At 38.0% G+C, this 26,027-nt stretch carries 21 protein-coding genes; all 21 read right to left on the bottom strand.

All coding sequences use genetic code 11. From position 1 onward, the window contains the following. Positions 1-228: 228 nt before the first annotated feature. Entirely contained in the window at positions 229-813 is a 585-nt protein-coding gene (gene pgsA, locus MUA51_RS04740) for a CDP-diacylglycerol--glycerol-3-phosphate 3-phosphatidyltransferase (RefSeq protein ID WP_262560720.1), read from the bottom strand. A gap of 39 nt (positions 814-852) precedes the next feature. Further along, a complete protein-coding gene (locus MUA51_RS04735; RefSeq protein WP_262560718.1) occupies positions 853-1,248 on the bottom strand; it encodes a helix-turn-helix domain-containing protein in 396 nt (131 codons plus the stop codon). A 16-nt stretch (positions 1,249-1,264) separates the two neighbouring features. Continuing rightward, positions 1,265-2,098 (bottom strand): YmfK family protein, encoded by an 834-nt coding sequence (locus tag MUA51_RS04730; protein ID WP_262560717.1) that lies wholly within the window; start codon positions 2,096-2,098, stop codon positions 1,265-1,267. A 48-nt stretch (positions 2,099-2,146) separates the two neighbouring features. Then, positions 2,147-2,848, bottom strand: coding sequence for an elongation factor P 5-aminopentanone reductase (gene ymfI, locus MUA51_RS04725; protein WP_262560716.1), 702 nt, complete (start codon positions 2,846-2,848; stop codon positions 2,147-2,149). Then, positions 2,845-4,134 (bottom strand): EF-P 5-aminopentanol modification-associated protein YfmH, encoded by a 1,290-nt coding sequence (gene yfmH / locus MUA51_RS04720; RefSeq protein WP_262560715.1) that lies wholly within the window; start codon positions 4,132-4,134, stop codon positions 2,845-2,847. Before yfmH ends, ymfI begins: the two co-directional genes overlap by 4 nt. After that, positions 4,127-5,392 carry an EF-P 5-aminopentanol modification-associated protein YfmF gene (yfmF, locus tag MUA51_RS04715; RefSeq protein ID WP_262560714.1) on the bottom strand — a complete coding sequence of 422 codons (1,266 nt, stop codon included), beginning with the start codon at positions 5,390-5,392 and terminating at the stop codon, positions 4,127-4,129. Before yfmF ends, yfmH begins: the two co-directional genes overlap by 8 nt. Positions 5,393-5,416: 24 nt before the next feature. After that, positions 5,417-6,133 carry a GntR family transcriptional regulator gene (locus tag MUA51_RS04710; RefSeq protein WP_262560713.1) on the bottom strand — a complete coding sequence of 239 codons (717 nt, stop codon included), beginning with the start codon at positions 6,131-6,133 and terminating at the stop codon, positions 5,417-5,419. A 3-nt stretch (positions 6,134-6,136) separates the two neighbouring features. Beyond that, positions 6,137-8,488, bottom strand: coding sequence for an FtsK/SpoIIIE family DNA translocase (locus MUA51_RS04705; protein ID WP_262560712.1), 2,352 nt, complete (start codon positions 8,486-8,488; stop codon positions 6,137-6,139). Positions 8,489-8,624: 136 nt separating this feature from the next. Next, positions 8,625-10,298, bottom strand: a complete 1,674-nt coding sequence (gene rnjB / locus MUA51_RS04700; RefSeq protein ID WP_262560711.1) for a ribonuclease J2 — start codon at positions 10,296-10,298, stop codon at positions 8,625-8,627. A gap of 579 nt (positions 10,299-10,877) precedes the next feature. Next, positions 10,878-12,971: a polyribonucleotide nucleotidyltransferase gene (gene pnp, locus MUA51_RS04695; RefSeq protein ID WP_262560710.1), complete on the bottom strand. Its 2,094-nt coding sequence runs from the start codon at positions 12,969-12,971 to the stop codon at positions 10,878-10,880. Between the two features lie 159 nt (positions 12,972-13,130). After that, complete coding sequence (rpsO, locus tag MUA51_RS04690) at positions 13,131-13,400, bottom strand: 30S ribosomal protein S15 (RefSeq protein WP_095116414.1); 270 nt, start codon at positions 13,398-13,400, stop codon at positions 13,131-13,133. Between the two features lie 105 nt (positions 13,401-13,505). Continuing rightward, positions 13,506-14,477 carry a bifunctional riboflavin kinase/FAD synthetase gene (locus MUA51_RS04685; protein ID WP_262560709.1) on the bottom strand — a complete coding sequence of 324 codons (972 nt, stop codon included), beginning with the start codon at positions 14,475-14,477 and terminating at the stop codon, positions 13,506-13,508. Positions 14,478-14,494: 17 nt separating this feature from the next. Beyond that, positions 14,495-15,412 carry a tRNA pseudouridine(55) synthase TruB gene (truB, locus tag MUA51_RS04680; protein ID WP_262560708.1) on the bottom strand — a complete coding sequence of 306 codons (918 nt, stop codon included), beginning with the start codon at positions 15,410-15,412 and terminating at the stop codon, positions 14,495-14,497. Between the two features lie 107 nt (positions 15,413-15,519). Beyond that, complete coding sequence (gene rbfA / locus MUA51_RS04675; protein ID WP_095116408.1) at positions 15,520-15,864, bottom strand: 30S ribosome-binding factor RbfA; 345 nt, start codon at positions 15,862-15,864, stop codon at positions 15,520-15,522. A gap of 632 nt (positions 15,865-16,496) precedes the next feature. After that, on the bottom strand, positions 16,497-16,886 hold the full coding sequence (locus MUA51_RS04670; RefSeq protein WP_262560706.1) for a phage integrase SAM-like domain-containing protein: 390 nt from the start codon (positions 16,884-16,886) through the stop codon (positions 16,497-16,499). A gap of 204 nt (positions 16,887-17,090) precedes the next feature. Then, on the bottom strand, positions 17,091-19,202 hold the full coding sequence (gene infB, locus MUA51_RS04665) for a translation initiation factor IF-2 (protein ID WP_262560705.1): 2,112 nt from the start codon (positions 19,200-19,202) through the stop codon (positions 17,091-17,093). Positions 19,203-19,213: 11 nt separating this feature from the next. After that, positions 19,214-19,525, bottom strand: coding sequence for a YlxQ family RNA-binding protein (locus MUA51_RS04660; protein ID WP_262560704.1), 312 nt, complete (start codon positions 19,523-19,525; stop codon positions 19,214-19,216). Beyond that, positions 19,522-19,809: an RNase P modulator RnpM gene (rnpM, locus tag MUA51_RS04655; RefSeq protein WP_262560703.1), complete on the bottom strand. Its 288-nt coding sequence runs from the start codon at positions 19,807-19,809 to the stop codon at positions 19,522-19,524. Before rnpM ends, MUA51_RS04660 begins: the two co-directional genes overlap by 4 nt. A gap of 11 nt (positions 19,810-19,820) precedes the next feature. Continuing rightward, on the bottom strand, positions 19,821-21,002 hold the full coding sequence (nusA, locus tag MUA51_RS04650; RefSeq protein ID WP_262560702.1) for a transcription termination factor NusA: 1,182 nt from the start codon (positions 21,000-21,002) through the stop codon (positions 19,821-19,823). Positions 21,003-21,022: 20 nt separating this feature from the next. Beyond that, complete coding sequence (gene rimP, locus MUA51_RS04645; RefSeq protein WP_262560701.1) at positions 21,023-21,490, bottom strand: ribosome maturation factor RimP; 468 nt, start codon at positions 21,488-21,490, stop codon at positions 21,023-21,025. Between the two features lie 123 nt (positions 21,491-21,613). Continuing rightward, positions 21,614-25,924 carry a PolC-type DNA polymerase III gene (locus MUA51_RS04640; protein WP_262560699.1) on the bottom strand — a complete coding sequence of 1,437 codons (4,311 nt, stop codon included), beginning with the start codon at positions 25,922-25,924 and terminating at the stop codon, positions 21,614-21,616. Between the last annotated feature and the right edge of the window lie 103 nt (positions 25,925-26,027).

The raw sequence follows: 26,027 nt of genomic DNA, 5'->3' as shown, positions 1-26,027 counted from the left end.
GTTTCCTCCTTGTTCAACTACTTAATACTATATGACGTCATAAACTTCTGCTCTAAGAACCTGATAATCCATGTCCCTACTTCTTGGCTTGTTTATTATACCTTACACTGGATGATACGACTAATATCAACTTACAATTTGTTGATTTCCAAATGAAAAAGGTATCCAAAACCTTTAATATGTATAGGTTTTGAATACCATATATTATATTCTATTTTCAGGACACAATTATTGTTTGTCTTGTAAAAAAACGTCTCGACCTTTGTAGAAATATTCGATACCTGATAAGATCGTGAAGAATACGCCGATATACAATAGCACTTGTCCGAGTGAGAAGCCAATCCATTGACTTAATGGCTCGCCTAGTAAAATAAACACTAAAGCAACCATTGTCACAGCTGTTTTAATCTTACCTAATTGTCCTGCTGCACTTACAAAACCTTGTTCAATTTGAAGTAATCGTAGGCCTGTCACCGCAAATTCACGTGCAATAATAATGATTGCAACGACCGAATTCGTTAGCCCTAGTTCAACAAGTACGATGAGTGCGGCAGAAACAAGTAACTTGTCAGCAAGTGGATCCAAAAATTTACCCATATTCGTCACAAGCTGCCATTTACGTGCTAAGTATCCATCTACAAAGTCACTGATTGATGCCACAATAAAAATCAATCCACTGATCAAAAATTCAATTCGTACCTCTTGTCCACCTAAAAATGTCATCTGTCCCATGCCAAAATCAACAAGTGCAAACAACATAAAGAGAGGAATTAATATCACTCGAAATAATGTGATCTGATTCGGTATGTTCATGATTCATCCTCTTTTCAATAATCTTTTTATATCGCTACATTATAACACAAGTGCTAAAACAGCCCAAAAAACACCAGATACTGCCATAAGACTTGCAATAATCATTGCCACTTGCTTTGTTTCTCGATCTCGGTTTTGAACTGTACCAAGTTGTGTAGAAGCAGAGAGTTGTCGTAATGCCTGTGATGCAAATTGGTTTGTTTCCGGCAATTCTTCTTGATGTTTTTCAAGGAGCAGAACACTGTCCGTATTTACTGCTTGTGCATACTTACGAATAAAACCAGCCACATATGCAGGTTGTTGTAAAGCATCAAATTGATTTTTTTCAATTGCAATCAATGTTTCGCGCTGGATGTGTGTGCGTGTTTCTAGTTCAGATAAAGTCATCCCTAAACGCTCTCTCTTACTCTGTAATACTTCACCAATCAATTTCAATGATTCAACCTCCTACTTAAAATCCACCAAAACCATCTCCGAATCCACCAAATGGATCGCCAAAGTCTAGGTTGTTTTTACTTTTCACTGTTTTTTGCTTCATTTCTTCATATGCAATCTCTTGATTCTCTTCTGCTCGTAGTTCGATAATATAGTCAAAATCTTCCATTTGATAGTCACTTGCTTCAACGAACAAGTCTGGATGCTCAACGACCTTAACGGATGGTAGGGTCATCACTTCCCGCACTAACTCTTGATGCTTAGGGTTTTGCTCTCGTGCTGTAACTGCACCATCGATGATATATACATGGTCTTTATCGTACTCACCTTTGATCAGTGAACTGCGTACGGTTTGTTTGATCAATGTTGAACTGATGAACAACCAACGCTTATGTGCAGATACACTTCCTGCTACAATCGACTCAGTTTTTCCAACACGTGGCATGCCACGAATACCGATTAACTTGTGCCCTTCTTCCTTAAACAATTCTGCCATAAAGTCTACAAGCAAACCGAGATCATCCCGTTCAAAACGGAATATCTTTTTATCCTGTTCATCCTGTTTTAAATAACGTCCATGTCGAACCGCTAATCTATCTTTCAATTCAGGTGGTCGCAAAACATTTAAAGAAATATCATCAATTTCTTTTAACAAAGTTTCAAATCGCTTCACCTTTTCTTCACTATCGGATTTGATAATGAATGCACGTGTTGACGTCTGAATCCCATTGATTGAACCAATGTTAATCCCCATCATACCGAGCAAACTTGAAACATCACCAAGCAAACCAGCACGGTTCTTATTGATATCATATTCCAAATACCATTCTTTTTTTTCAGTCATCGACATCCCTGCTCACCCCTTTAAGCAATCATCTCTTTTCTCATATTATAGCAATTATGTGTACCAGCCACCATTAATACGTTGAACTGTTCCTGTCACACTTTGTGCACGTGGAGACAACAAATAATTAACCGCATGTGCCACTTCTTCTGCTGTAACGAAACGATTCTGCGGCAATTCCTCTAGCAATGCTGTGCGCGTCTCTTCATCAAGCTGATTGGTCATATCACCTGACACGACACCTGGTGCTATTGCATTGACTGTAACAGATGTCAGTGCTAACTCTTGACTTAATGCTTTTACAAAGCCAATCTGTGCTGCTTTCATCGTTGAATAGATTGTCTCAAAACTTGCGCCTGTCTCACCCCATATCGATGACACAACGATAATACGCCCATGTGGCTGTGCCATCAGTTGACTGACAAAGTGTTGACAGAGCTTAATAAAGTTAAACACATGTATGCGGTATGTTTTATCTATTTGTGCGTCTGTCATATCTTGTAACATACCAAATAGACTACGACCACTTACATAAATGAGCGCATCTAAGTTGCGAATAAATGCTAATTGTTCAAAATCAATATTTTGAGACGTATCTAGTTGAACGAGTTGAACAGGTTGTCCTTCATATTGTTCTTGCAGTTGTTCATACGGCGCCGAATAATACGTAAGAATGACTTCGTAACCTTGTGATAATAAATCTTGTACAATCGCTTTACCAATTGTACCGGAGCCACCTACAACGAGTGCTTTCATGATGACTTAATCTCCAAACGACTATCCACAACATTCTCTATATCAAGACGTTCTCGAACCGTTTCATTCATTGAGTCTAATGTAATCTCATCAATGATATCTAACAGTTCAAACAATGCGACACCGTCAAAATAATATTTCGTTGCTTGATTTGCAATGTGTTCTGGTGAATTCAGACTTGAAATATATTCACCGATAAATTGACGTTTCAACAATTCAAAAGCAGTTTGATCGTCAACACGTCCGATTTTCTCTTGTAACTCAGCTAATAATTTTGTTTTTAACTTGTCTGGTTCATCAGTCGTAGATGTAACGAGTGAAAAACTATATGTCGGTTCTATCACAGTTTGATAACTAAATGTCGCATCAATCAAGTGTTCATTCAACAATGTTTGGTAGAATGCTGTTTCTTCACCAAATACTAATTCAAAGAAAAATGACATTTCGATATCTTCTTGTACACGTCGTCTTTGTGACACGTCTAATTGTTTGTTTTTAAATCCCAACATGAGTCTTTGTGATTGCACTTGTAACGCCTCTCGCATTTCTCGTTCGAGTACTTCATGCTTCTCATGTAATGGATCACGTACAATCTCCGGCTGTGCTTCAATATGTCGTGCATCTTCATGTGTTTTCACAAGATGATAGATATGTTCTGGGTCAACATCACCTACAACGAAAAGCACCATGTTCGATGGATGATAAAAGGTTTCATAGCATAAATATAAATCATCTTTTGTAATGTCATAAATACTTTCGACGCTACCTGCAATATCGACCTTTACAGGGTGCTCGTGATACATCCCACGCAACGTGTTAAACATCAAACGGTACCCAGGTTGTTCTTGATACATTTTGATTTCTTCAGCGATAATTCCTTTTTCTTTCTCGACTGTCTCTTCTGTAAAATAAGGTGATTCTACCATTTTTAATAGACGAATAATATTTTCATCTATATAATTCGTCGCACTGAATAAATAACTTGTGCGGTCAAAACTTGTAAACGCATTGACTTGTGCATCATATTCTGCAAAGTCTGTAAACAAGTCGCCCTCTTCTTTTTCAAATAATTTGTGTTCTAAAAAGTGCGCAACACCGTCAGGCACTGTCACAAATTCATCTGACTGATGCGGTTTGAATCGAGAATCTAATGAACCAAAGTTTGTTGTATAAGTGACAAAAGTTTTTTGAAAACCTTTCTTTGGAATGACAAATAACGTGAGCCCATTATCCAACTGCGCTTGGTATACAGTCTCATCAATTTGTTTATAATATGTTTTATTCACCTTGATCCACCGCCTTTGTCATAATGTATATCGTGTCAAGTTGTGCTTTCTGACATAGCTGTTGAATATCTTCCTTCGTCACCGCTTGAATACGCTCAACAAAAGATGATTCGGGTTCTGGGTTATCAACTAATATCTTATTATGTGTTAGCTCAATCATCTGTTTAGGACGATCTTTTAATTCTTTGCGATGTGATAAAATGATCTTCTTCGCAAGCGCCATTTTCTCTTCAGTAAAATCACCTTGTTTAAATTGTTCAAAAGCTTCGATAATCGTATTTTTCGCATCATCGAAGGCATCGCTAGAAACACCGCTTAATACGAAAAGAAAACCATTTTTGCCATCAATTTGTGAATGGATAGAATACGCTAAGCTTTTCTTCTCACGTACTTCATTAAATAAGACAGACGATGGATCCCCACCGAACATCATATTAAAAACGATCAAAGCAGGATAATCTGGCGCACCATACTGTGTTGGAAAGCGGAACCCCATATTTAACTTTGCTTGATCAATATCCGCCATTTCAACCACTTCATTAATGGCTTGTTGTGGATTCACAGCTTGCAATGTATCATCACGTTCATACACGAAAGGCTTGAGTTCAAATGCAGCTTGAATCTTATCTTTAGTCGTGTTTTCATCCACATGTCCTACGACGTAAACCGCACAACTATCTTGTTCAATCATTTGTCGATATGTATCATAAAGTATTTCAGGTGTGATACTTTCAATTTGTTCCAGTTGACCCACTGCTGGATAACTATAAGGATGGTCTCCAAACATATTTTTCAATAAATGCAAATAAGATAGTTGTGTTTTGTTATCTTCAATTGCAATTAATTTATTTTGTAAAAGACGTTTTTCTTGCTGTAAAAAGGTTTCATCAAAAGCCCCTTCATTAACAAGTGGGTTCAAAATGACTTCTTTAAGAAGATGAATCCCTTCATCCATTAAAGGCAATGAATCTTGTAAAAAGCGTTCATTGGCAATTTCCAAACTCATTGTAATGACGTGATGATCTTTAAACTTTGATACGTGACTATTCAAATAGGCACCATACAAATAGGATAAGTGCTGATTAAATGCTTTGTCTGTCGGATATTTCTTCGTCGCACGTACAAGCATCTTGCTGAGTAACGATCTCGCTGTCATTGACTCAACATCTAAGGGTGCCATAAATTTAAATGTTATCGTTGTTGTTTTAAATTTGTCTGTCGGTATCACTTTTATCGGTATATCTTCATATAAACTCATAATCTGCCTCCTTCTGTCATAGCATTATTGGCGTTTTCTCACCGTTTTAAACTTTACCAAGCTACTTTTAAAGTAATTCAATGAATAGAGTATCGGTTTACCTGCTGCTGTATAGTGGACTTGTTTTAGAAGCATTAAGCCATCTTGCGGGTGCGCATCAAGTGCTTCAGAGATATATGGTTCATAACTGATCGCTTCAATTTCCGTTTCAGCGTATGCAATTGTTTGTTGTGTTGCTTGTTCAATTGCTTTAAAAATAGAAGTCTGTTGATCGTGAGAACCGAAACATCCCAAAACATTCTCCGCTACCTTGTCCAAACAATACACGACAGGTTGATCATCAGCCGTTCGGATACGTTCGATGACTGTAACCGTTGCATTATCTTCCAACTTCATCACACGTCGGTCATCACGAGAAGCAGGTTCTTCATCTAAACTAATAAAAACCGTTCCTTCTCGATAGCCTTTATCCGTAATCATTCGACCAACACTCATCAATTCATCTAGCGGATAGAAGAAAGGCTGTGTTTTTTTAACACGGACGCCTTCCTCAAAGTTCTCCGTTACAATTTGTTCAGTGACAAGTTCGTGAATTGCCCCTTGAACATCATCTGTTTTGACATCACAGGTACGTGCCATTGTTAATAAACTTGGCAACATGTCACTCGGTTTCAACTGTCCGCTTTCTATTTCTGCTAATATCCATTCTTTTACTCTATTCACGTTAGGATTAATAGACATGTATTACACCTCTTTATCATTTAAATCTACTAATATTTGTCTCGGTTTACTTCCTTTTTGTGGTCCGATTACTTGGTTACGCTCCAAATCATCCATAATACGAGATGCGCGATTGTAGCCAATTCTAAATTGACGTTGTAAAAGAGACGTACTTGCTTTCTGCTGTTCAATAACAAATAGATATGCATCGTTATATAACGGATCGTCACTTTCTGCAGCTGAAGCATCTGTCTGAGCATCTGGTGTCATTTCTTTAACATAGTTGGCACGCTGTTGTGCAACGACGTAGTCAACTACTTTTTGCACTTCACCATCACTTAAAAACGCCCCTTGGACACGTGTTCTCGTTGAGCCACCGTTTTTAATGAATAACATATCCCCTTTGCCTAACAACTTCTCAGCACCACCACTGTCAATAATTGTACGTGAATCCGTTTGAGAACTTACTGCAAATGCAATGCGTGATGGAATATTGTTTTTGATGAGTCCAGTAATAACATCCACAGATGGTCTTTGTGTTGCAATAATCAAGTGAATACCCGCTGCACGCGCCATCTGAGTTATCCGTGTAATTGCTGTTTCAACATCTTTACCAGCCACCATCATCAAGTCAGCCAATTCATCCACAATAACAACGATATAAGGAAGTAAAGGGTGTTTTTCGCCTAACTCCTTATTTTGTCTTTCGATATATGCGTTGTAACCTTTAATATTACGTGTACCCGAATGTTGGAACAAGTCGTAACGACGTTCCATCTCACCCACTACTTTCTCGAGCGCTTGCGCCGCTTTATGTGGGTTCGTTACAACCGGTGTTAATAAGTGGGGAATACCATTATAAACATTCAACTCTACCATTTTCGGGTCAATCATCATCAATTTCACTTCATGTGGCTTTGCATTTAACAAGATACTTGTAATCATGCCATTAATACAAACTGACTTACCACTACCCGTTGAACCTGCAACAAGTAAGTGGGGCATTTTGTCTAACTCGGCTGTGATCGGTTCCCCTGAAATATCTCGACCAAGTGCAACTTCTAACTTATTTTTAGCCGGGAATTTCTCATCTAAAACTTCTTTCAACGTCACAAGTGAAATATGATCGTTTGGCACTTCGATTCCGACAGCTGATTTGCCACGAATCGGTGCCTCTATTCGAATATCCTTCGCCGCAAGTGCAAGTGCCAAGTCGCTGTGTAAGTTGACTATCCGACTCACTTTCACCCCTTGTGCTGGTTGAATTTCATATTGTGTGACTGCAGGCCCGATACGAATCTGCGTCACCTTCGCATTGACGCCAAAGTTTTTCAATGTTGTTTCGAGTAACTTCCCTTTGCGCTGAACTTCTGACTTAGCAACGGATTGCTGTTTTGTCGGCGCATTGAGTAACGAAATGGGCGGCAATTTGTATGCCTGATTCTCAATCTCACCTGCTTCAGATATGGATCCTTCTGCTTCGGTATCTTCACTGTCAGTTGGTTCACTTGGTGTTGGTGATGGTTTTGTCAATACTTCACGAGTTGGACGGGTCGATGTTTTCTCTTCATCATTCATATGTTGTGTCTGATTCGAAGTCTGATGTCTCAATATAGGAATAGATGGTATATCGTCTTCCTCATCTTCTTGGACTTCTTCAAAGTCAGAGACATCTTTTGGTTCATCCTTTTGTGCAGCAGCACGCTGTTGTTGCTTTTCACGTCTTCTCTCAGAGCGTTTCATGCGACTTTGTTCAAATCGTTTCGCCAATTTGAAATACACATTTCCAACAAACTGCTTTGTATTTTCAAACCATACTTTCAATACATCACGGTGACGTTTTTTCTTTAACAAGATACCCGTTGACACGATAAGCATCAAAGTAAGCAAAAACACACCAACCATAGAAATCAATGGTGCAAATAATTCTATTAAATAATACCCAAACACACCCCCACCAAAGTTAGGGAATGTATCTGTTTCATATTGTTGAAACACGTGTGATAGAACAGGCTCACGTCTTGCCTTCATACCTTCAGTGATACGATAACTGATCTGTGCCACAAATAGCAATGCCAATTGTCCAATAATGGATCCTGTTAAACGTCTTGTTTTTGGTAGTCTCCCATTATAAGCTAAAAACCCGGTAGCTAAGAGTATTAAGATATAAGTTACATATCGTGTCCAACCAAATAAGTAATTAAAAAAACTGTCTATTCCGACACCAATCATACCGAGCTGAAAAACCCCTAACATGATAATCACAACAGCTACAATTGCGAGAACAAAGCGAATGGGCGAGTCTTTTTGTTTTTTCTTTGGTGCTCGTTTCTTACTGCGCGACGTTTGTGTTTTACGCTTATTTGTTTGCGCCATACATCGTCACCTACTACTTTCTTTCAAATTATGTATTATGCAAAAAAGCGAACCCGCTCTTCAAAACGAGTGAACGTTTCAAAGAGTAAGATTCGTTTTTTTGAGTCGTTTTCATCGTATTTAACGCATTGTTACTTTAAATCTCAGAAATAACCGGAATAATCATTGGACGTCTGCGTGTACTTTCAAAAAGTAACTTACTAATTTGATCACGCATATTTTGTTTCATGTCTGACCATTCAATACGTTTTTCTTGTAATCCTGCTTCAACAATTTCACGCACTTTTTCTTCAGCTTCTTTTAGTAATGCTTCACTTTCACGAACATAAACGAAACCACGTGATTGAATTTCAGGACCTGCAGCAATACGACGGTTTTTCGGATCTAACGTGACAACAGCAATAAAAATACCATCTTCAGCTAATAAGTGACGGTCACGCAACACGATGTTCCCTACGTCACCTACACCAATACCATCAATCAATACATTACCTGCATTCACTTTTTCATTTAACGTCATATCGCTACCATCAAAGTTGATGACATCACCTGACTCGACTAAGAAGATTTTTTCTGCTTCTACACCCGCTTCGCTCGCTAACTTCGCATGGGCAATTTGCATTTTAAATTCACCTTGTACTGGAATGAAATATTCAGGCTTCATCATATTCAACATTAATTTGAGTTCTTCCATACAACCATGACTGGATGCATGAATCTTTTTGTTATTCGGAATGACAATCGCACCTGCACGAGCTAGTTCGTTTAATGTGTCTCCGATAATCACTTCCATATTTGCTGATGCTGTAATTGCTAAGAATACAGAATCACCACGCTGGATGTTCATAATTTTATGTTTGTTTTGGGCCATTTGACTCAATGCTTCTACGGGCTCACCTTGCATACCTGTCGCAATAATAATAACTTCGTTCTTCGGATAATTTTCAACTTCGTTAATTGGAATAAGCAAATCTTTCGGAATATCGAAATAGCCCATTTTACGTGCAATGCTAAATGAACTTTCAAGGGAGCGACCCAAGAATGATACTTTGCGGTTCAAACGGCTTGCAATATTCAACACTTGTTGAATACGAATAAAGTTAGACGCATAACAAGATACGATAATGCGACCTTGTGCATTTGTAAAGGCATCAAACATATGACTTTCGATAACATTCTCAGGCGTATTATAGCCTGGCTTTTCCGCTTCTGTTGAATCACTCAACAATGCGAAGACACCTTCGTCACCAATTTCAGCCATTTTCTTAAGGTCTGGCGCATAATGACCATGTAAACTTTGATCAAACTTGAACTCGCCTGTGTACACAATTGCACCGTATGATGTGTGAATACATACACCTAAACTATCTGGAATACTATGCGTTGTGTTGAAGAATGTAATATTCACACTCTTGAAACGCATAACAGATTCATTATTCACAACATAATAGCGTACTTTTTTATCAACTTGACGTGCACGCATATTTTCTTTTATCAGTCCTATGGTCAACTTAGAACCATACACTGGTGCATCAACTTGCTCTAGCACATATGAGACAGCACCAATCGCATGTTCATGGCCATGTGTTAAAAAGATTCCTTTTAATTTGTGTTTATTCTCAATCACATATTGGATGTCTGGAATAACGATATCAATACCGAGCATTTCATCTTCTGGGAACTTTAATCCCGCATCCAACATAAACATTTCATCGTCTACTTCTACGATATACATATTTTTGGCAATCTCACCAACACCGCCAAGCGGAATAATACGTATATTTTTATTTTTCTTTTTTACTAAATTCAAAATGTTACCTCCTAATAAATATAACCCGTCCATATTACAGTCATACTTCATTATAGTAGATATTCAGCACCGTGTACACTGTTTAAGGAATATATAGATGATAAATCTTGCTCTGGTGTTCAACAGAATCGATGACTTGTCCCAAATATTGTATAGATTTTGGGACAAAGTAATCTATAAAAGCGTCTTCAAAAATAAGTATTGTATTTGTTCATTATTTAGAATGTCAAACCGGTTGAGAAATTATCAATATACCATTAAAAAATGATAAATAGTATCTCAAAAGCTAGACTATCTGTAAAATTTATAAAACATTTTCAATCATCATTCGATTACACGTTATAATTAATCGTATTGTACTAGCCTTTAAAATTCACTTTGACTTTTTTAATATTTTATTGATTGAAATATATTATGGCGCTTTTACTCAATTAAGCAACATTAAATAGAATAATACCTTATTTAGTAATAATTTCCCTCTTCACTGAGTTTATAAAACCAAAAAACAGATGACTAAGGGCTTATGCCTTAATACATCTGCTTTTAAGATTATTATTTATCATAATTTATTAATTGTGGTTATAGTAAAGCTTTATGTGATGCGTTGACACGACCTTGTTTATCGATTTCAGTAACCTTAACTTTAATCACGTCACCCATCGCTAATTTATCTTCTACTTTTTCAATACGTTCTTTTGAAATTTGTGAAATGTGTACTAGGGCATCTTTACCTGGGAACAACTCAACAAATGCACCAAATTTTTCAATACGTTTGACTTTGGCATCATAGATTTGACCTACTTCTGCTTCACGTACGATACTTTCAATCCAAGCACGTGCTTGGTTAATCATTGCTTGATCAACAGAACCGATGTACACAGTACCGTCTTGTTCGATGTCTAATTTAACACCTGTCGCATCAATGATTTCATTGATTTGTTTACCACCTGGTCCAATGACATCACGGATTTTCTCAGGTTTGATTGTCATAATTTCAACTTTTGGTGCATATGCACTTAATTCAGCACGTGGTTGATCGATTGTTGATAACATGTGATCTAAGATAGCAAGACGACCTTTACGTGCCTGTTCTAATGCTTCCTCAATTACTTCTTTTGTTAGTCCATCAATTTTGATATCCATTTGAATTGCAGTGATACCCTCTTTTGTACCCGCAACTTTGAAGTCCATGTCACCTAAAGCATCTTCCATACCTTGAATATCCGTTAAGATTGTGTAGCTTTCTTCACGTGTCACTAATCCCATCGCAATACCAGCAACAGGTGCTTTGATTGGTACACCAGCATCCATTAATGCAAGTGTCGAACCACAGATTGATGCTTGTGAAGATGAACCATTTGATTCTAATACTTCACTCACAATACGTACTGTGTATGGGAATGTTTTCTCGTCTGGAATAATATATTTCAATGCACGTTCACCTAATGCGCCATGTCCAATTTCACGGCGCCCTGGTGCGCGTACTGGTCCTGTTTCACCGACTGAGAAGTTCGGGAAGTTGTAGTGATGCATAAAGCGTTTTTGTTCTTCTTCTCCTAAACCATCAATCAACTGATATTCTGAAATTGATCCAAGTGTTAAGACTGATAACGCTTGAGTTTGTCCACGAGTGAATAACCCTGAACCATGTGCACGAGGCAACAACCCAACTTCAGAAGATAACGGACGAATCTCATCCGGTTTACGACCATCTGGACGAATCTTTTCATCTGCAATAAGACGACGTACTTCTTCTTTGATCAACTTATTAATGATTGAATTGACTTCTTTAAGCAACGCTTCGTTCTCAGGGTCTGTTTCATCTTCAAATTGCGCAAGTACACGTTCTTTGATTGTATCTAAGTTCGCTTCACGTTCTTGTTTATCAAATGTTAAGATTGCTTGGTTCAGACCTTCTTGTTGTGTCAACTCTACAACACGGTCGATAAGTGCTTGATCCTTTTCAACAGGCACGAATTCACGTTTTTCCGGTTGTAATGTGTCGATGATTTGTTGTTGGAAGTCACATAAGCGTTTAATCTCTTCATGACCGAATAAAATCGCTTCTAGCATTTCTGCTTCAGTGATTTCACTTGCTCCTGCTTCAACCATGTTCACTGCATCTTTATGACCAGCCACTTCTAAGTCTAAGCGTGATACTTCTTTTTGCTCAAGGTTTGGATTGATTACATATGCCCCATCAACATAACCTACATTCACACCAGCAATCGGACCTTGGAATGGAATATCCGATACACTTAACGCCATAGATGAACCAATCATCGCCGCCATTTCAGGTGAGCAATTTGGATCTGCACTCAATACCGTATTGATAATTTGTACATCGTGACGGTAACCATCTGGGAACAATGGTCGAATTGGTCGGTCAATGAGACGTGCTGTTAATGTTGCTTCATCTCCAGGACGACCTTCTCTCTTTTTGAATCCACCTGGAATTTTCCCTGCAGCATACATTTTTTCTTCATAATTTACTGTTAATGGGAAAAAGTCGCCGTCGCGTGGTTCTTTTGATGCCGTTGCTGTTGATAAAACAACTGTGTCACCATAACGAACAAGTACAGCACCATTCGCTTGTTTTGCGAGTTGTCCCGTTTCAATTGTTAACGGTCGGTTCGCCCATTCCGTTTTAAAAACCTTTTTTTCTTGAGACATGATGAATCTCCTCTCCTACTGTTTAAACATTTCGTACCTTTTTTATCCATACAAACATTATAGCTTACATTTTTCTTATTTAATAGTTAAAAAAAGAAAGAAACCAAATCATTGGTCTCTTTCGATTTAACTTTATCTCTAAAGATATTTTGCGTAAAATTAACGACGAATACCTAAAGACTTGATAAGTTCACGGTAACGTTGAACATCTTTGTCACGTAAGTAGTTTAATAAGTGACGACGACGTCCTACCATTTTTAATAAACCACGACGTGAATGGTGGTCTTTTTTGTGTGTACGTAAGTGCTCGTTTAATGCAGTGATTTCTGCAGTTAAAACAGCGATTTGTACTTCTGGTGAACCTGTGTCTGTTTCGTGTGTGCGGTATTCTTTGATTAATTCGTTTTTGCGTTCTTGTGAAATTGCCATGTGTCAATTTCCTCCTTCAAATTTGTAATATGCCTTAATCTGAGTAAGGCGTCGGAGTCTCAACCTACCAAGACTAAGGTCTCTATCGATTTCAATCAATAGACTTTATATAGTATATGATACATCATCTTCAAAATCAACTGATAACAAGTATTTTGCACGTTCTTTGTCTTGATTGATTTGTGCAACTAACGGGTCAATCCCATTAAATTTCATTTCAGGGCGAATATAATGGTGCCAAGTCACTATGACACGTTCACCATAAATATTTTCTTCAAAATCAAAAATATTCACTTCAATGACAATTTGTGGCAGGTCATCATGAAATGTCGGTTTGACACCCACATTGCAGACTCCACGGTAAACTTTATCACTCGTTCCAATCTTCAAGCTCACAGCATACACACCTTTAGCAGGTAATACATAGTCATCACTCAAATGTATATTCGCTGTTGGGAATCCGATGGTACGGCCACGTTTTTCTCCTTGTACAACAGTTCCTTTCACTTGATAACGATAACCGAGTGCTTCATTGACTGCAGCCAAATTACCTTCAGTAAGATCACGGCGAATGGCTGTTGTTGAAATTTTTTCATCATTAATATCTTGTTTTCCAACTGTGATACATTCAATGTTATCTGTATATTCTTGTAGCATCGCCATATTGCCTTTGCCATATTTACCAAATGTAAAGTCAAACCCTGCGACTGCTACTTGTACATGGTTGTTTACGAGATATTCTTTTATAAATGCTTCAGGAGATACTTCGGCAAAACGACTTGAAAAGTTGACAACTAGGCAGTAATCAATACCTTTACAGCGCAATAATTCAAGCTTATCGTCCAGTGGTGTTAAATAAGTTGTGCGCTTCTGTTTAGGATTCAAAACGACAGATGGATGCGGATCAAACGTCATCACTGCCTTTTTTAATCCGCGTTCTGCCGCAACTTCATCCAGACGCTCAAACAACGCTTGATGTCCACGATGTAAGCCATCAAAAAAGCCCAGTGCGATGGCAATATCTTCTTGAATATATTGTTCACTTTGAATTGGATGTGTAATTTCAATAACTTGCATTTTACGTCATACTCCTTCTAGTTAAATACCTTTTTCGGTTTTATTTCATTATCACGTGACGGATGCACCTCGTATATCGCTAGTACTTTTTTTGTTTCAGCTTCCATCATAACTAGTGACTGTTCAAAAGCAACATCAAATTGCTTGCGTTCAAACTTCTGACCATTTTTAATTCTTGCAATAAGATTCGCATCCTTTACTTCATATGAAGGTAACGCTTTTAGCCCGTAGCGTAAAGGTAATAGCATTTCACTTAACGTTCCTTCATCATGGTGTAACTGAATATCTTCTAACGTAAGTGCTTGAGCCACATCAAAACCACCACTATTTGTGCGTGTCAATCGTGACATATGTGCTGGATAGCCAAGTGCTTTTCCGATATCTGTTGCAAGTGTACGAATATACGTCCCTTTACCACAAGTCACTACAATTTCAAATGATGCCTTTCCGTCAGAATATGCAACGTCCGACACCCGTTGTATACTTTCGATATACACTTGGCGTTCAGGTCTTTCTACTTCTATTCCTTGACGTGCATACTCATACAGTTTTTTACCTTTAACTTTCACTGAAGAATACATCGGTGGGATCTGTGTAATAACACCGATAAATTGCTTCAAAACATCATCAACCGTATCATTGGTCAGAGTAGCCACGTCAACTGCTCGTTGTTCAATCACGTCCCCTGTTTGATCTTCAGTTGTTGTAGAAACACCTATTGTAACTTCGGCGTGATAGGTCTTCCCCATATCCATGACATAGTCACTCACCTTAGTAGCTTGTCCAATACAAATAGGCAAAACACCATCTACTTCTGGATCCAAGGTACCTGTATGTCCTACTTTCTTTGTTTTGAGAATTTTACGCAGTTTAAATACAACATCATGACTCGTCAAACCACGTGGCTTAAAAACCGGTAATATACCATGATACATAAATATGGCTCCTTATCCGTATAAATTTCAAAAATATTTATAAAATAAAAGCTAGGATATATGATTCATCGGTTTAGACCGCATGACATATCCTAGCCTTATCACTGTTAATCTTGTTTGTGTAAACCTTGAATTAATTGTTCGATACGATTACCGTATTCAATCGATTCGTCATATTCAAATTGTAATTCAGGAATAATACGAAGACGCATACGTTGACCTAGTTCTGATTTTAAAAATCCTGTTGCTTTTTCTAGTCCTTTGAATGTATCTTGACGTTCTTTGTCATTACCAAGTACTGTGAAATACACCTTTGCTAATGACAAGTCATTCGTAGGTTGTACATCTGTAATTGTTAAAAATCCAACGCGCGGATCTTTTAATTTATTGTTGATGATATCCATTAATTCTTTTTTCATTTGTTCACCAACACGTTCAGCTCTCATGTTCATTTATTTCACCTCTTTATGTGTTGTTTCGCCGTTCACTTCAATATCTCATTATATATGACGGGGTGAGTCAACGTCAATCATTGGCGATTGACCTATTCTAATAACATTATGCAAGTAATTGATTCATGGGAGTGGGACAGAAATCCTTTTTGCTATAAAAGATTTCGTCGTCCCACCCCGGCAAGGGTGACTAGAAGTTTTGCAGTAGCTGATTGATATGTGACTACGTTTACTTAATAAACTTGTCACACATCTAATCATCTTTGCAGGGGCACTACTACAAAATCATTATAAATGTTTATGATTTTTGTAGTGCTCCCAAAGTTTGTAAAAATGCATTTTCACTTCATACACCTACTGCCATTACACTTATTTTTACATCTTAAAAGCGAGGAGCTGAGCACTATGTCCCAGCCCTTCTTCTTTCATAATTCAAAAATAGATACTCCGTTTATCAAAATCAATATTTTGTTTCTTAATATTCAACACTTCGTTAATTTTGCCGAATGTGTCCAAAAGAACATGTACTGCTACATACATTCTGAAATCTGTGTAGTATTGCTTATCTAACGAGTTAAGTAACTTATTAATGTCTTGCGGTGGAATTGTTTTGATTCTTTCGTTCTGTCTTTTTAAACATTTGATTGATTGATCGGATTCTCTTGAATGTATTCTAAGTCTACTAAAACCTGATATATCGTTTTGCATACCTTTATATAAGTGTTAATTGTGCTTGGTTTCAATCCCCTTTGTTCTTGTTTTTCTCGCAACTTGTCCCGATAATGCACATGCTCAAATTTTAAATATTTGATATACTCTCTAGCTTCTTTAGACGAAATATTGATAGAGTCGTCATAGTCGTAAAAAAATACTTTTAGTGAGTTAAACACTTTTTGGTAATTATCAATAGTTCTACGAGAAAGATTCTGCATTTCTTTTTCGTCAAAAACAATGCGCTCTATTGTGCTAAAATTATCAAGTTTCTTTTTGGATTTTAATCGTCTCGAATTTAATTTTTTCAAAATAAAAAAAACACCCCGTTATTTAATATTTTTAAATAACGAGATGATATAAAAAGTATTTACCATATATGTCTTCTTTGATAAGAAGAAGGGTATGAATTACCGCTTAGCAAAATTAGTTATAAACACGTGAATGTGTATTATTACAATGTGGTAACCCCCACTTCTTTCATAATTCAAAAATAGTTCAATCCCTAGATAATTCTATCTCTCAATTTCAACCATAATGAATGCTTCGATAACGTCGCCTTCCTTAAGGTCGTTGAACTTCTCGATTGTGATACCACATTCGTAACCTTGTGCAACTTCTTTAGCATCATCCTTGAAACGTTTTAATGAATCAAGTTCACCTTCAAAGATAACGATACCGTCACGGATAACACGTACGCCAGCATCTCTTGTAATCTTACCGTCAGTCACATAGCTACCTGCAATTGTACCGACTTTAGATACTTTGAATGTTTGACGAACTTCTGCTTGACCGATCACTTTTTCTTCGTATTCAGGGTCAAGCATACCCTTCATTGCTGATTCGATTTCTTCAATAACGTTGTAGATAACACGGTGTAAACGCATATCAACGTTTTCAGCTTCAGCTGCACGTTTCGCACCAGCATCTGGACGAACGTTGAAACCAATGATGATACCATTAGACGCGTTTGCTAATGTTACGTCTGATTCATTGATCGCACCTGTCGCTGTATGAATGATGCGGACATTTACGCCTTCAACATCAATCTTCATTAATGAGGCTGCTAATGCTTCAACAGAACCTTGAACGTCCCCTTTAATGATGACATTTAAGTCTTTCATTTCACCTTGTTTCATTTGTTCAAACAAGTTATCAAGTGAGACATTTTTGCTTTCTTGACGTTGTTGAATAATGCTTTCTTGTTCACGTGCTTCACCGATGCGGCGTGCTTTTTTCTCGTCTTTGAAGACTACAAAGCGATCACCCGCTTGCGGTACTGCACTCAAACCAGTGATTTCAACTGGTGTTGATGGACCTGCTGTTTTAATGCGTTTACCGAGATCATTTACCATAGCACGTACTTTACCATGTGTATTACCCACTACGATCGCATCTCCAACATGTAATGTACCGTTTTGAACAAGTAATGATGCTGCTGGTCCACGTGATTTATCTAATTCAGCTTCGATAACTGTTCCGACTGCTGCTTTATCAACATTGGCTTTTAATTCTTGTACTTCAGAAACAAGAACGAGCATTTCTAATAAGTCATCGATACCTTCACCACTTAATGCTGAAAGTGGTACGAAAATTGTATCGCCGCCCCAGTCTTCAGGGATTAAGTTATATTCAGCAAGTTCTTGCATGACACGATCTGGATTTGCTGTTGGTTTATCAATTTTGTTTACAGCAACGATGATCGGTACTTCAGCTGCTTTTGCATGGTTAATCGCTTCAATTGTTTGTGGCATGACACCATCATCTGCAGCAACAACAAGAATGGTAATATCTGTTACTTGCGCACCACGTGCACGCATTGTTGTAAACGCAGCATGTCCAGGTGTATCTAAGAAAGTAATTTTGTTACCTTTATTTTCAATTTGGTATGCACCGATATGTTGTGTGATACCACCCGCTTCTCCTTCAGTAACGTGCGTGTTACGGATAGAGTCAAGCAATGTTGTTTTACCATGGTCAACGTGTCCCATGATTGTAACGACTGCAGGACGTACTGTTGCGTCTTCGTCTTCTTCAACATCTTCAAAATATACATCTAAGTCGTTCGCATCAATGACAACTTCTTCTTCAATTTCAACACCATAATCTGATGCAACAAGTTCTAATGCTTCTACATCTAATGCTTGGTTGATGTTCGCCATAATACCAAGTAAGAATAGCTTTTTAATAATTTCTGATGCATCAACGCCCAACTTACCTGCAAGTTCACCGACTGTAATGCCTTCTGTGTATGTGATCTTAGATGGCATTTCTTTGGGTTCAGCTGGTTTTGGTTGTTGCTGTTGTTGTTTCTTCTGTTGATTATTTTTATTATTGCGTTTGTTTTTCTTGTTGTTTTGTTGATTACCTTTATTATTTTTCGGTTGTTGTTTGTTTTTACCTTGTTGATTATTATTAGAAGGCTTGTTGTCTTTCTTAGGTGCTGTTTCCTTTTTCTCACCTTCAGCTTTTTTATTGAAAGCTTTGTCTAAAATTTTCACATGATCCGCTTCTAACGTTTGCATGTGGTTTGACACATCAACACCATTTTTCTTTAATTCATCAATGGCATCTTTACTTTTGATGTTTAATGATTTTGCATATTCATAAATTCTTTGCTTACTCATTCAACCACTCCTTACTCTTCTTCATCGATCATTGCTATTAACTTCTTAGCAAAACCGTTATCTGTAATACCGATATTCACACGTGATTCTTTGCCAATCGCCACACCTAACTCATGACGACTACTCACAACGCGATAGGGTACTTTATAGGTTGTACATTTGTTCATTAACGTTTTCTTCGTATTCGCCGATGCATCTTCAGCAATCAGTACGAGTTTTAAACGCTTTTTTTTAATTTCTGCTAACAAGACAGATTCGCCTGTTTTCACTTTGCCTGCACGCATCGCAAGTCCTAAAAAGTTTAAAAATTGTTGTTGGTTCATTTCGTAGGTATCTCTTCCCGATAAATTAATCGAATAATCTCTTTATACACAGGTTCTAAAGTTTCTTGAGATGCTTTAAAGAACTGCTCAAGTTTTTGTGCTTGTTGTGCCTGTTCTACTAACGCAACATCTTTGCTGACATACGCACCACGACCTGGTAGTTTACCTGTCGCATCTGCAGCAATGTCACCTTCTTTATTTTGTACGACACGAATCATGTCTTTTTTCGGTTTCATCTCGTTGGACAAAATACATTTTCTCATAGGAATTTTACGTTTTTTCATGAAAATCCCCCCTATTTTTCTTCTGTTTCATCCTCTAATTCTGTGATGTCTTCATTTACATCTTCAACAACTGGTGTCTCATTGTTTGCTTCATCCACAATCTCTTCATCTTCAACAGCTTCTTCAACTTTAGGTTGTGGTTGATCAAGTCCAAGTGCTTTCGCATCCGTTTCAGACTTAATGTCAATCTTCCATCCAGTTAACTTCGCAGCTAAACGTGCATTTTGACCACGCTTACCAATTGCAAGTGATAACTGATAATCTGGCACAATAACAGTCGTTGATTGATTCTCTTCATCTACAATTACATCTACTACTTGTGATGGACTTAATGCGTTGCGTACGAATACTTTTGGATCAGCATCCCATTGAACGATATCAATTTTTTCGCCACCAAGTTCTTCAACAACTGCTTCAACACGTGCACCTTTTGCACCAACACATGCGCCGACAGCATCAACGTCATTATTTTCAGCGTACACACTGATTTTAGAACGATCTCCCGCTTCACGAGCAACAGACTTCACTTCAACCGTACCTTCGAAGATTTCAGGCACTTCTTGCTCAAATAAACGTTTCAATAAGCCTGGATGACTACGTGATACAAAGATTTGTGGTCCTTTTGTTGTTTGTTCAACTTTGTTCACATACACTTTAATGCGTTCGTTTGGCAAGTATGTTTCGTTCGGACTGCGTTCTGCTTCAGATAAGACAGCTTCAGTTCTACCTAAGTTTACATATACATAACGATGATCGACACGGTCAATAACACCTGTAACGATATCATTTTCTTTATCAATGAACTCTTCGTATAAGATTTCACGTTCTGCATCTCTTAAGCGTTGCATAACAGCTTGTTTAGCTGCTTGAGCCCCTACACGCCCGAAGTCTTTAGGCGTTACATCTTCTTCATAAATGTCACCGATTTCGTAGGCTGGGTTTTTGACTAATGCTGTTGATAAATCAATTTCTTCACGATCATCGAAAACTTCTTCAACGACTTCTTTACGTGCGATGACGTGGAATGTACCACTGTCCAAGTTCAATTCAACTCGTACGTTACGCGCGCTCTCATAATTCTTTTTGTAAGCTGTAATTAATGCTGCTTCAATCGCATCAACTAATACTTCTCTCGGAATTCTTTTTTCCTTTTCTAAATACTCAGTTGCTAATAATAGTTCGTTACTTTTCACGAATCTTCCTCCTTACATCATTAAAGCATGACTGCATGACGTGCTTTCGCTATTTTATCTCGTGGAATTGTGATGACTTTTGTTCTCGCTTTAATCTTCACGGTCATTTCAATTGATTCATCCGTTACTGCTGAGAGTGTACCGAGCCATTCTTTGTCACCATCAATAGGTGCATATAGCGATACGAAAACAGGTTGTCCAATTGCTTTTTGGAAATCTGCTTCTTTCTTAATCGGTCTTTCCGCACCAGGTGATGCAACATCTAAATAATAAGCTTGAGCAATCGGATCATGTGCATCCATGACTTCACTTATATGCTCAGATGCACGTGTACAGTCATTAAGATCTACGCCACCCGGTTTATCAATTGAAATACGCAAATAATGATCGCGTCCTTCTTTTACAAACTCTACATCTACTAATTCATACCCTAAGTCGTCAAGGACAGGTTGTATCAACACTTCTACTTGCTCTGTAATTTTACTCATACGTGCCCCCTATCAGTGACATACAAACAGAAAAGAGCGGGTAACACCCACTCTTTCTGCTTGAGTCCATTTTTATAAGCAACATTATTATAGCACATATCACGCGAGACGACAAATGCGAATCTACATGTCGAAAATCGATAGCTGTGCTTTATCTGGCATATTTGGTAATGAACCTAATTCATCCAGATATTCAATAATCTTCGCTGAAACACCCGCTTTTTTGTTCAGGTCCTCTTTTGATAAGAATGGACCTTCTTCACGTGCTTCAACAATACGTTTTGCGACGTTTTCACCTAATCCTGGTACTGCAATGAATGGCGGAATCAATGTATCACCCTCGATAATAAATTCAAAGGCTTGACTCTTCTCAAGGTTTACAGGCTGCATTTTATAACCACGATGTGCCATTTCATTCATGATTTCTAAAACAATTAAGATATCTTTCTCTTTTTTGCCTAAATCCATATAGCGACTATACATATCTTTTACCGTATTACGAATGCTATCCTTATCTTTGATCATCGTCAATAAGTCGAAGTCGGATGCACGGACTGTAAAGTAGCTTGCATAGTAATATAGCGGATGATGTACTTTGAAGTATGCGATACGTACGGCCATTAATACGTAGGCTGCTGCGTGTGCTTTCGGGAACATGTATTTAATCTTTTTACATGAGTCCAAATACCATTCGGGTACATCGTTATCTCGCATCGCTTGTTCAAACTCATCAGTCAGCCCTTTCCCTTTACGCACTGATTCCATGATTTTAAAGGCAAGTGCCGGTTCAAGTCCTGCATACATTAGAAATACCATAATGTCGTCACGACAACCGATACAACTAGACAGCGTACATGTACCGCTTCGTACAAGATCTTGAGCGTTACCGAGCCATACGTCTGTACCATGTGATAATCCTGAAATTTGAACCAGTTCTGAAAAAGTTGTTGGTTTCGTATCTTCTAACATTTGACGAACGAATCCTGTACCAAATTCAGGAACACCAAACGTACCTGTCTTAGCGAGGATTTCTTCTTCAGTTACACCCAGTGTTTCTGGCGAACTGAAAATACCCATCGTTTCTTTATCATCAACTGGAATCGTTTTAGGATCAATACCTGATAAGTCTTGTAACATACGAATCATAGTCGGATCATCGTGCCCGAGTATGTCGAGTTTCAATACGTTATCATGAATCGAATGGAAGTCAAAGTGCGTCGTCATCCATGCTGAGTTTTGTGCATCGGCTGGATATTGTATCGGTGTAAAATCGTAAATATCCATATAATCTGGCACAACGATAATTCCCCCTGGATGCTGTCCGGTTGTACGTTTTACGCCGGTACACCCTTTCACTAAGCGATCAACCTCTGCACCACGCTTATGCATACCTTGATCATTTAAATAACCTTTTACAAAACCAAATGCTGTTTTTTCGGCAACTGTACCAATTGTCCCTGCACGGAACACATAATCTTCACCAAAAAGTACTTTCGTATAGTTATGTGCATGTGGTTGATATTCACCACTGAAGTTCAAGTCGATATCCGGTACTTTATCCCCTTTAAAGCCTAAGAACGTTTCGAATGGGATGTCTTGTCCTTCTTTAATAAGAGGTGTCCCGCATTCACACGTTTTATCAGGAAGGTCAAACCCTGAACCAACCGAACCATCATTAAAGAATTCACTTTTCTTACACTTCGGACAAATATAATGCGGCGGTAATGGATTCACTTCGGTAATTTCCGTCATCGTGGCAACAAAACTTGAACCAACCGATCCCCGTGATCCTACTAAATAGCCATCTTCTAATGACTTTTTAACCAATCGTTGTGAAATCAAATAAATAACCGCAAAACCATTCCCGATAATACTGTCTAACTCTTTCTCCAAGCGGTCGATAACGATCTGTGGCAAATCTTCACCGTAAAGCGCTTTTGCATTGCGATAGCTCATCTCACGGATCTCTTCATTCGCACCATCCATATTTGGTGTATATAACTTATCTTTAATCGGTACGACTTCTTCAATACGATCCGCAAGTGCACGTGTATTTGTCACAACTAATTCCTTAGCACGTTCTTCCCCTAAGAAATGGAAATCTGCTAACATTTCATCTGTGGTACGGAAGTGTGCTTCTGGTAATGTCGAACGATTTAACGGATTCCCCGGTTGTGACGCAATCAAAATTTTACGAGCAATCCCATCATGTTCATGTAAGTAATGCACATTCCCAGTTGCAATGACTGGAATTTGATTCGTTTCACCTACCGCCAGAATACGCTCATAAATTTCTACCAATGTTTCATGATCTCGAATAAGCTCTCTGTCTAATAAGTCTTGATACAAGGCAGGTGGTTGTATTTCAATATAGTCATAATACTTCGCAATTTTTTCGACTTCTGCTTGATCACGTTGCATCACTGCTGTGAATACTTCACCTTCGTCACATGCTGTACCAACTAGAATGCCTTCACGATGCTCATCTAACACCGAACGTGGAATACGTGGTGTTCGATAGAAATATTTTACTAGTGATTGGCTGACAATCTTGAATAAGTTTTTCAAGCCGGTTTGGTTTTGTACAATAAGCGTCACATGTTGTGGACGTGCTCGTTTGTATGCATCTTCATTTGATAACTTTTGATTGATATCTTGATGATTATGAACTTCTAATTCTTTTAGCTGTGCTAACATTTTTACGAAAATATACGCCGTCGCTTCTGTATCGTAAATCGCTCTATGATGTTGTGTTAGTTCCACGCCATATTTTTTGGCTAAGAAGTTCAAGCCGTGTTTCCCGTAACTCGTATTAATCGTTCTTGAAAGTTCCAATGTATCGATCACACCGTTCGTCGATGGACCAAAGCCAAGGCGTTCATAGCCTGTATCGATGAAGCCCATATCGAATGATGCGTTGTGTGCAACAAATATCGCATCACCCACCCATTCTTTGAATTCTGTGAGCACTTCTTCAATTTCAGGCGCATCTTTCAACATGTCATCATTAATGTGCGTTAAGTTTTTAATCGTCTCTGATAACTTTTCATGCGGATTGCTGAAACGCTCAAACTTATCAATGATTTCGCCGTCTTTCACTTTTACAGCAGCAAGTTCAATAATTTTGTCATATTGATTAGAAAGCCCTGTGGTCTCAACGTCAAATACGACATAAGTTGCTGATTGAAGCGGAATATCCGTTGGTTTGTATGCAATCGGCACACCATCATCAACAAGCATGCCTTCCATACCATAAATCATCTTAATACCATGTTTCTTCGCAGCAGCATAAGCATCAGGATATGCTTGCACAACATTATGATCGGTCACTGCAATCGCATCGTGTCCCCATTTTGCAGCTTGCGCCACATAATCACCAATATTTGTTACACCATCCATCTGGCTCATCGCAGTGTGTAGATGAAACTCAACACGCTTCTCTTCAGCTTTATCTTGTTTTTCGCTATGTTTCACTTCTTCAATATCTGACATCATCATGACAAGGTCACGAATATACATATCTTCTTCGATACGCCCTTGTGCACGTACCCATTTCCCTTCTGATAATGCTTTGAAATGTTCTAAGTCATCTTTGTTTTTACGTGTAAACATTTTTAATACGAGTGAGTCCGTATAGTCTGTCACTTTCAATTCGACAATATGTCGGCCACTCTTCAATTCTTTCAAATTAATATCAAAGATAACCCCTTCAATCGCCACTTTGAACTCTTCTTCAATAATATCGGAAATAGGTCGGATATTTTCGACTTGAATCGGTTTTCCAATCTGGCATTTATCAATCGAAACACCATTTTCTTCTTGTTTCACACGTTGCTCTTTCATTTTTTCAATTTTTTCAGTTGCTTCACGTGCACTTTTCTCATCTTCTTGTTGAATATGCGCTTCTAATGATGCAAGATCATCATCTTGGCCTGACGTATCTGTTTCAAAAACTACCTTATAAACATCAAAACCACACTGTTTGAGTGCTTTTACAAGGCTACCGTTACATACTTTATCAAAATGATTACGTTCAATATCATTTTGGACGAGTACTTTAACGATATTCCCTGAAATAATGATACGCTTCTGACGCAATTGTCCTTTTACTTTTGGTGATAATGCTGTTTGATCAATACAATCACCAAAGTATTTTAACAAGTGTTCATCTTGATTTGCTGAAGACTGTACACGAATTTGCCAGTTTACTTCTACAATATCTTTAAAGGTTTCCTTCATCGCATGTGTAAATACAGCATAGTCTTCATAACGCATCACGTAAGGTAACGTGATATGAAATGTCCATTTACGTGTTTTTTCAGAAACATCCACTCGTGTTAACGCACTTTCAGCAACCATCTCTTCATCAAAATGATCAAGCATATTCAGTTGTTTGAGCAGAATTCTAAATTTTTCTTGGTTCTGTATGTCCATATTTCAATCCACCTTATTGATCGAATAGATAAAGCTACTATATGTATAAAAATATGAATAGGAGTGGGACAGAAATCTTCATATGAACAAGAGTTCGTGACCC

The organism is Staphylococcus sp. IVB6214 (assembly GCF_025558585.1).
In the GTDB taxonomy this organism is placed as follows: domain Bacteria; phylum Bacillota; class Bacilli; order Staphylococcales; family Staphylococcaceae; genus Staphylococcus.
This window is presented reverse-complemented; position numbering and strand designations above follow the sequence as displayed.

Bases quoted from the DNA above. Each gene is read 5' to 3' on its own strand.
- MUA51_RS04730 (WP_262560717.1), bottom strand. From the start codon at position 2,098: ATGTCGATGACTGAAAAAAAAGAATGGTATTTGGAATATGATATCAAT.
- MUA51_RS04685 (WP_262560709.1), bottom strand. From the start codon at position 14,477: ATGCAAGTTATTGAAATTACACATCCAATTCAAAGTGAACAATATATT.
- infB (WP_262560705.1), bottom strand. From the start codon at position 19,202: ATGAGTAAGCAAAGAATTTATGAATATGCAAAATCATTAAACATCAAA.
- rnpM (WP_262560703.1), bottom strand. From the start codon at position 19,809: ATGAAAAAACGTAAAATTCCTATGAGAAAATGTATTTTGTCCAACGAG.
- MUA51_RS04705 (WP_262560712.1), bottom strand. From the start codon at position 8,488: ATGGCGCAAACAAATAAGCGTAAAACACAAACGTCGCGCAGTAAGAAA.
- rimP (WP_262560701.1), bottom strand. From the start codon at position 21,490: ATGAGTAAAATTACAGAGCAAGTAGAAGTGTTGATACAACCTGTCCTT.
- rpsO (WP_095116414.1), bottom strand. From the start codon at position 13,400: ATGGCAATTTCACAAGAACGCAAAAACGAATTAATCAAAGAATACCGC.
- pgsA (WP_262560720.1), bottom strand. From the start codon at position 813: ATGAACATACCGAATCAGATCACATTATTTCGAGTGATATTAATTCCT.
- MUA51_RS04640 (WP_262560699.1), bottom strand. From the start codon at position 25,924: ATGGACATACAGAACCAAGAAAAATTTAGAATTCTGCTCAAACAACTG.
- pnp (WP_262560710.1), bottom strand. From the start codon at position 12,971: ATGTCTCAAGAAAAAAAGGTTTTTAAAACGGAATGGGCGAACCGACCG.
- MUA51_RS04710 (WP_262560713.1), bottom strand. From the start codon at position 6,133: ATGTCTATTAATCCTAACGTGAATAGAGTAAAAGAATGGATATTAGCA.
- yfmF (WP_262560714.1), bottom strand. From the start codon at position 5,392: ATGAGTTTATATGAAGATATACCGATAAAAGTGATACCGACAGACAAA.
- ymfI (WP_262560716.1), bottom strand. From the start codon at position 2,848: ATGAAAGCACTCGTTGTAGGTGGCTCCGGTACAATTGGTAAAGCGATT.
- MUA51_RS04660 (WP_262560704.1), bottom strand. From the start codon at position 19,525: ATGAACCAACAACAATTTTTAAACTTTTTAGGACTTGCGATGCGTGCA.
- rbfA (WP_095116408.1), bottom strand. From the start codon at position 15,864: ATGAACATGAGAGCTGAACGTGTTGGTGAACAAATGAAAAAAGAATTA.
- truB (WP_262560708.1), bottom strand. From the start codon at position 15,412: ATGTATCATGGTATATTACCGGTTTTTAAGCCACGTGGTTTGACGAGT.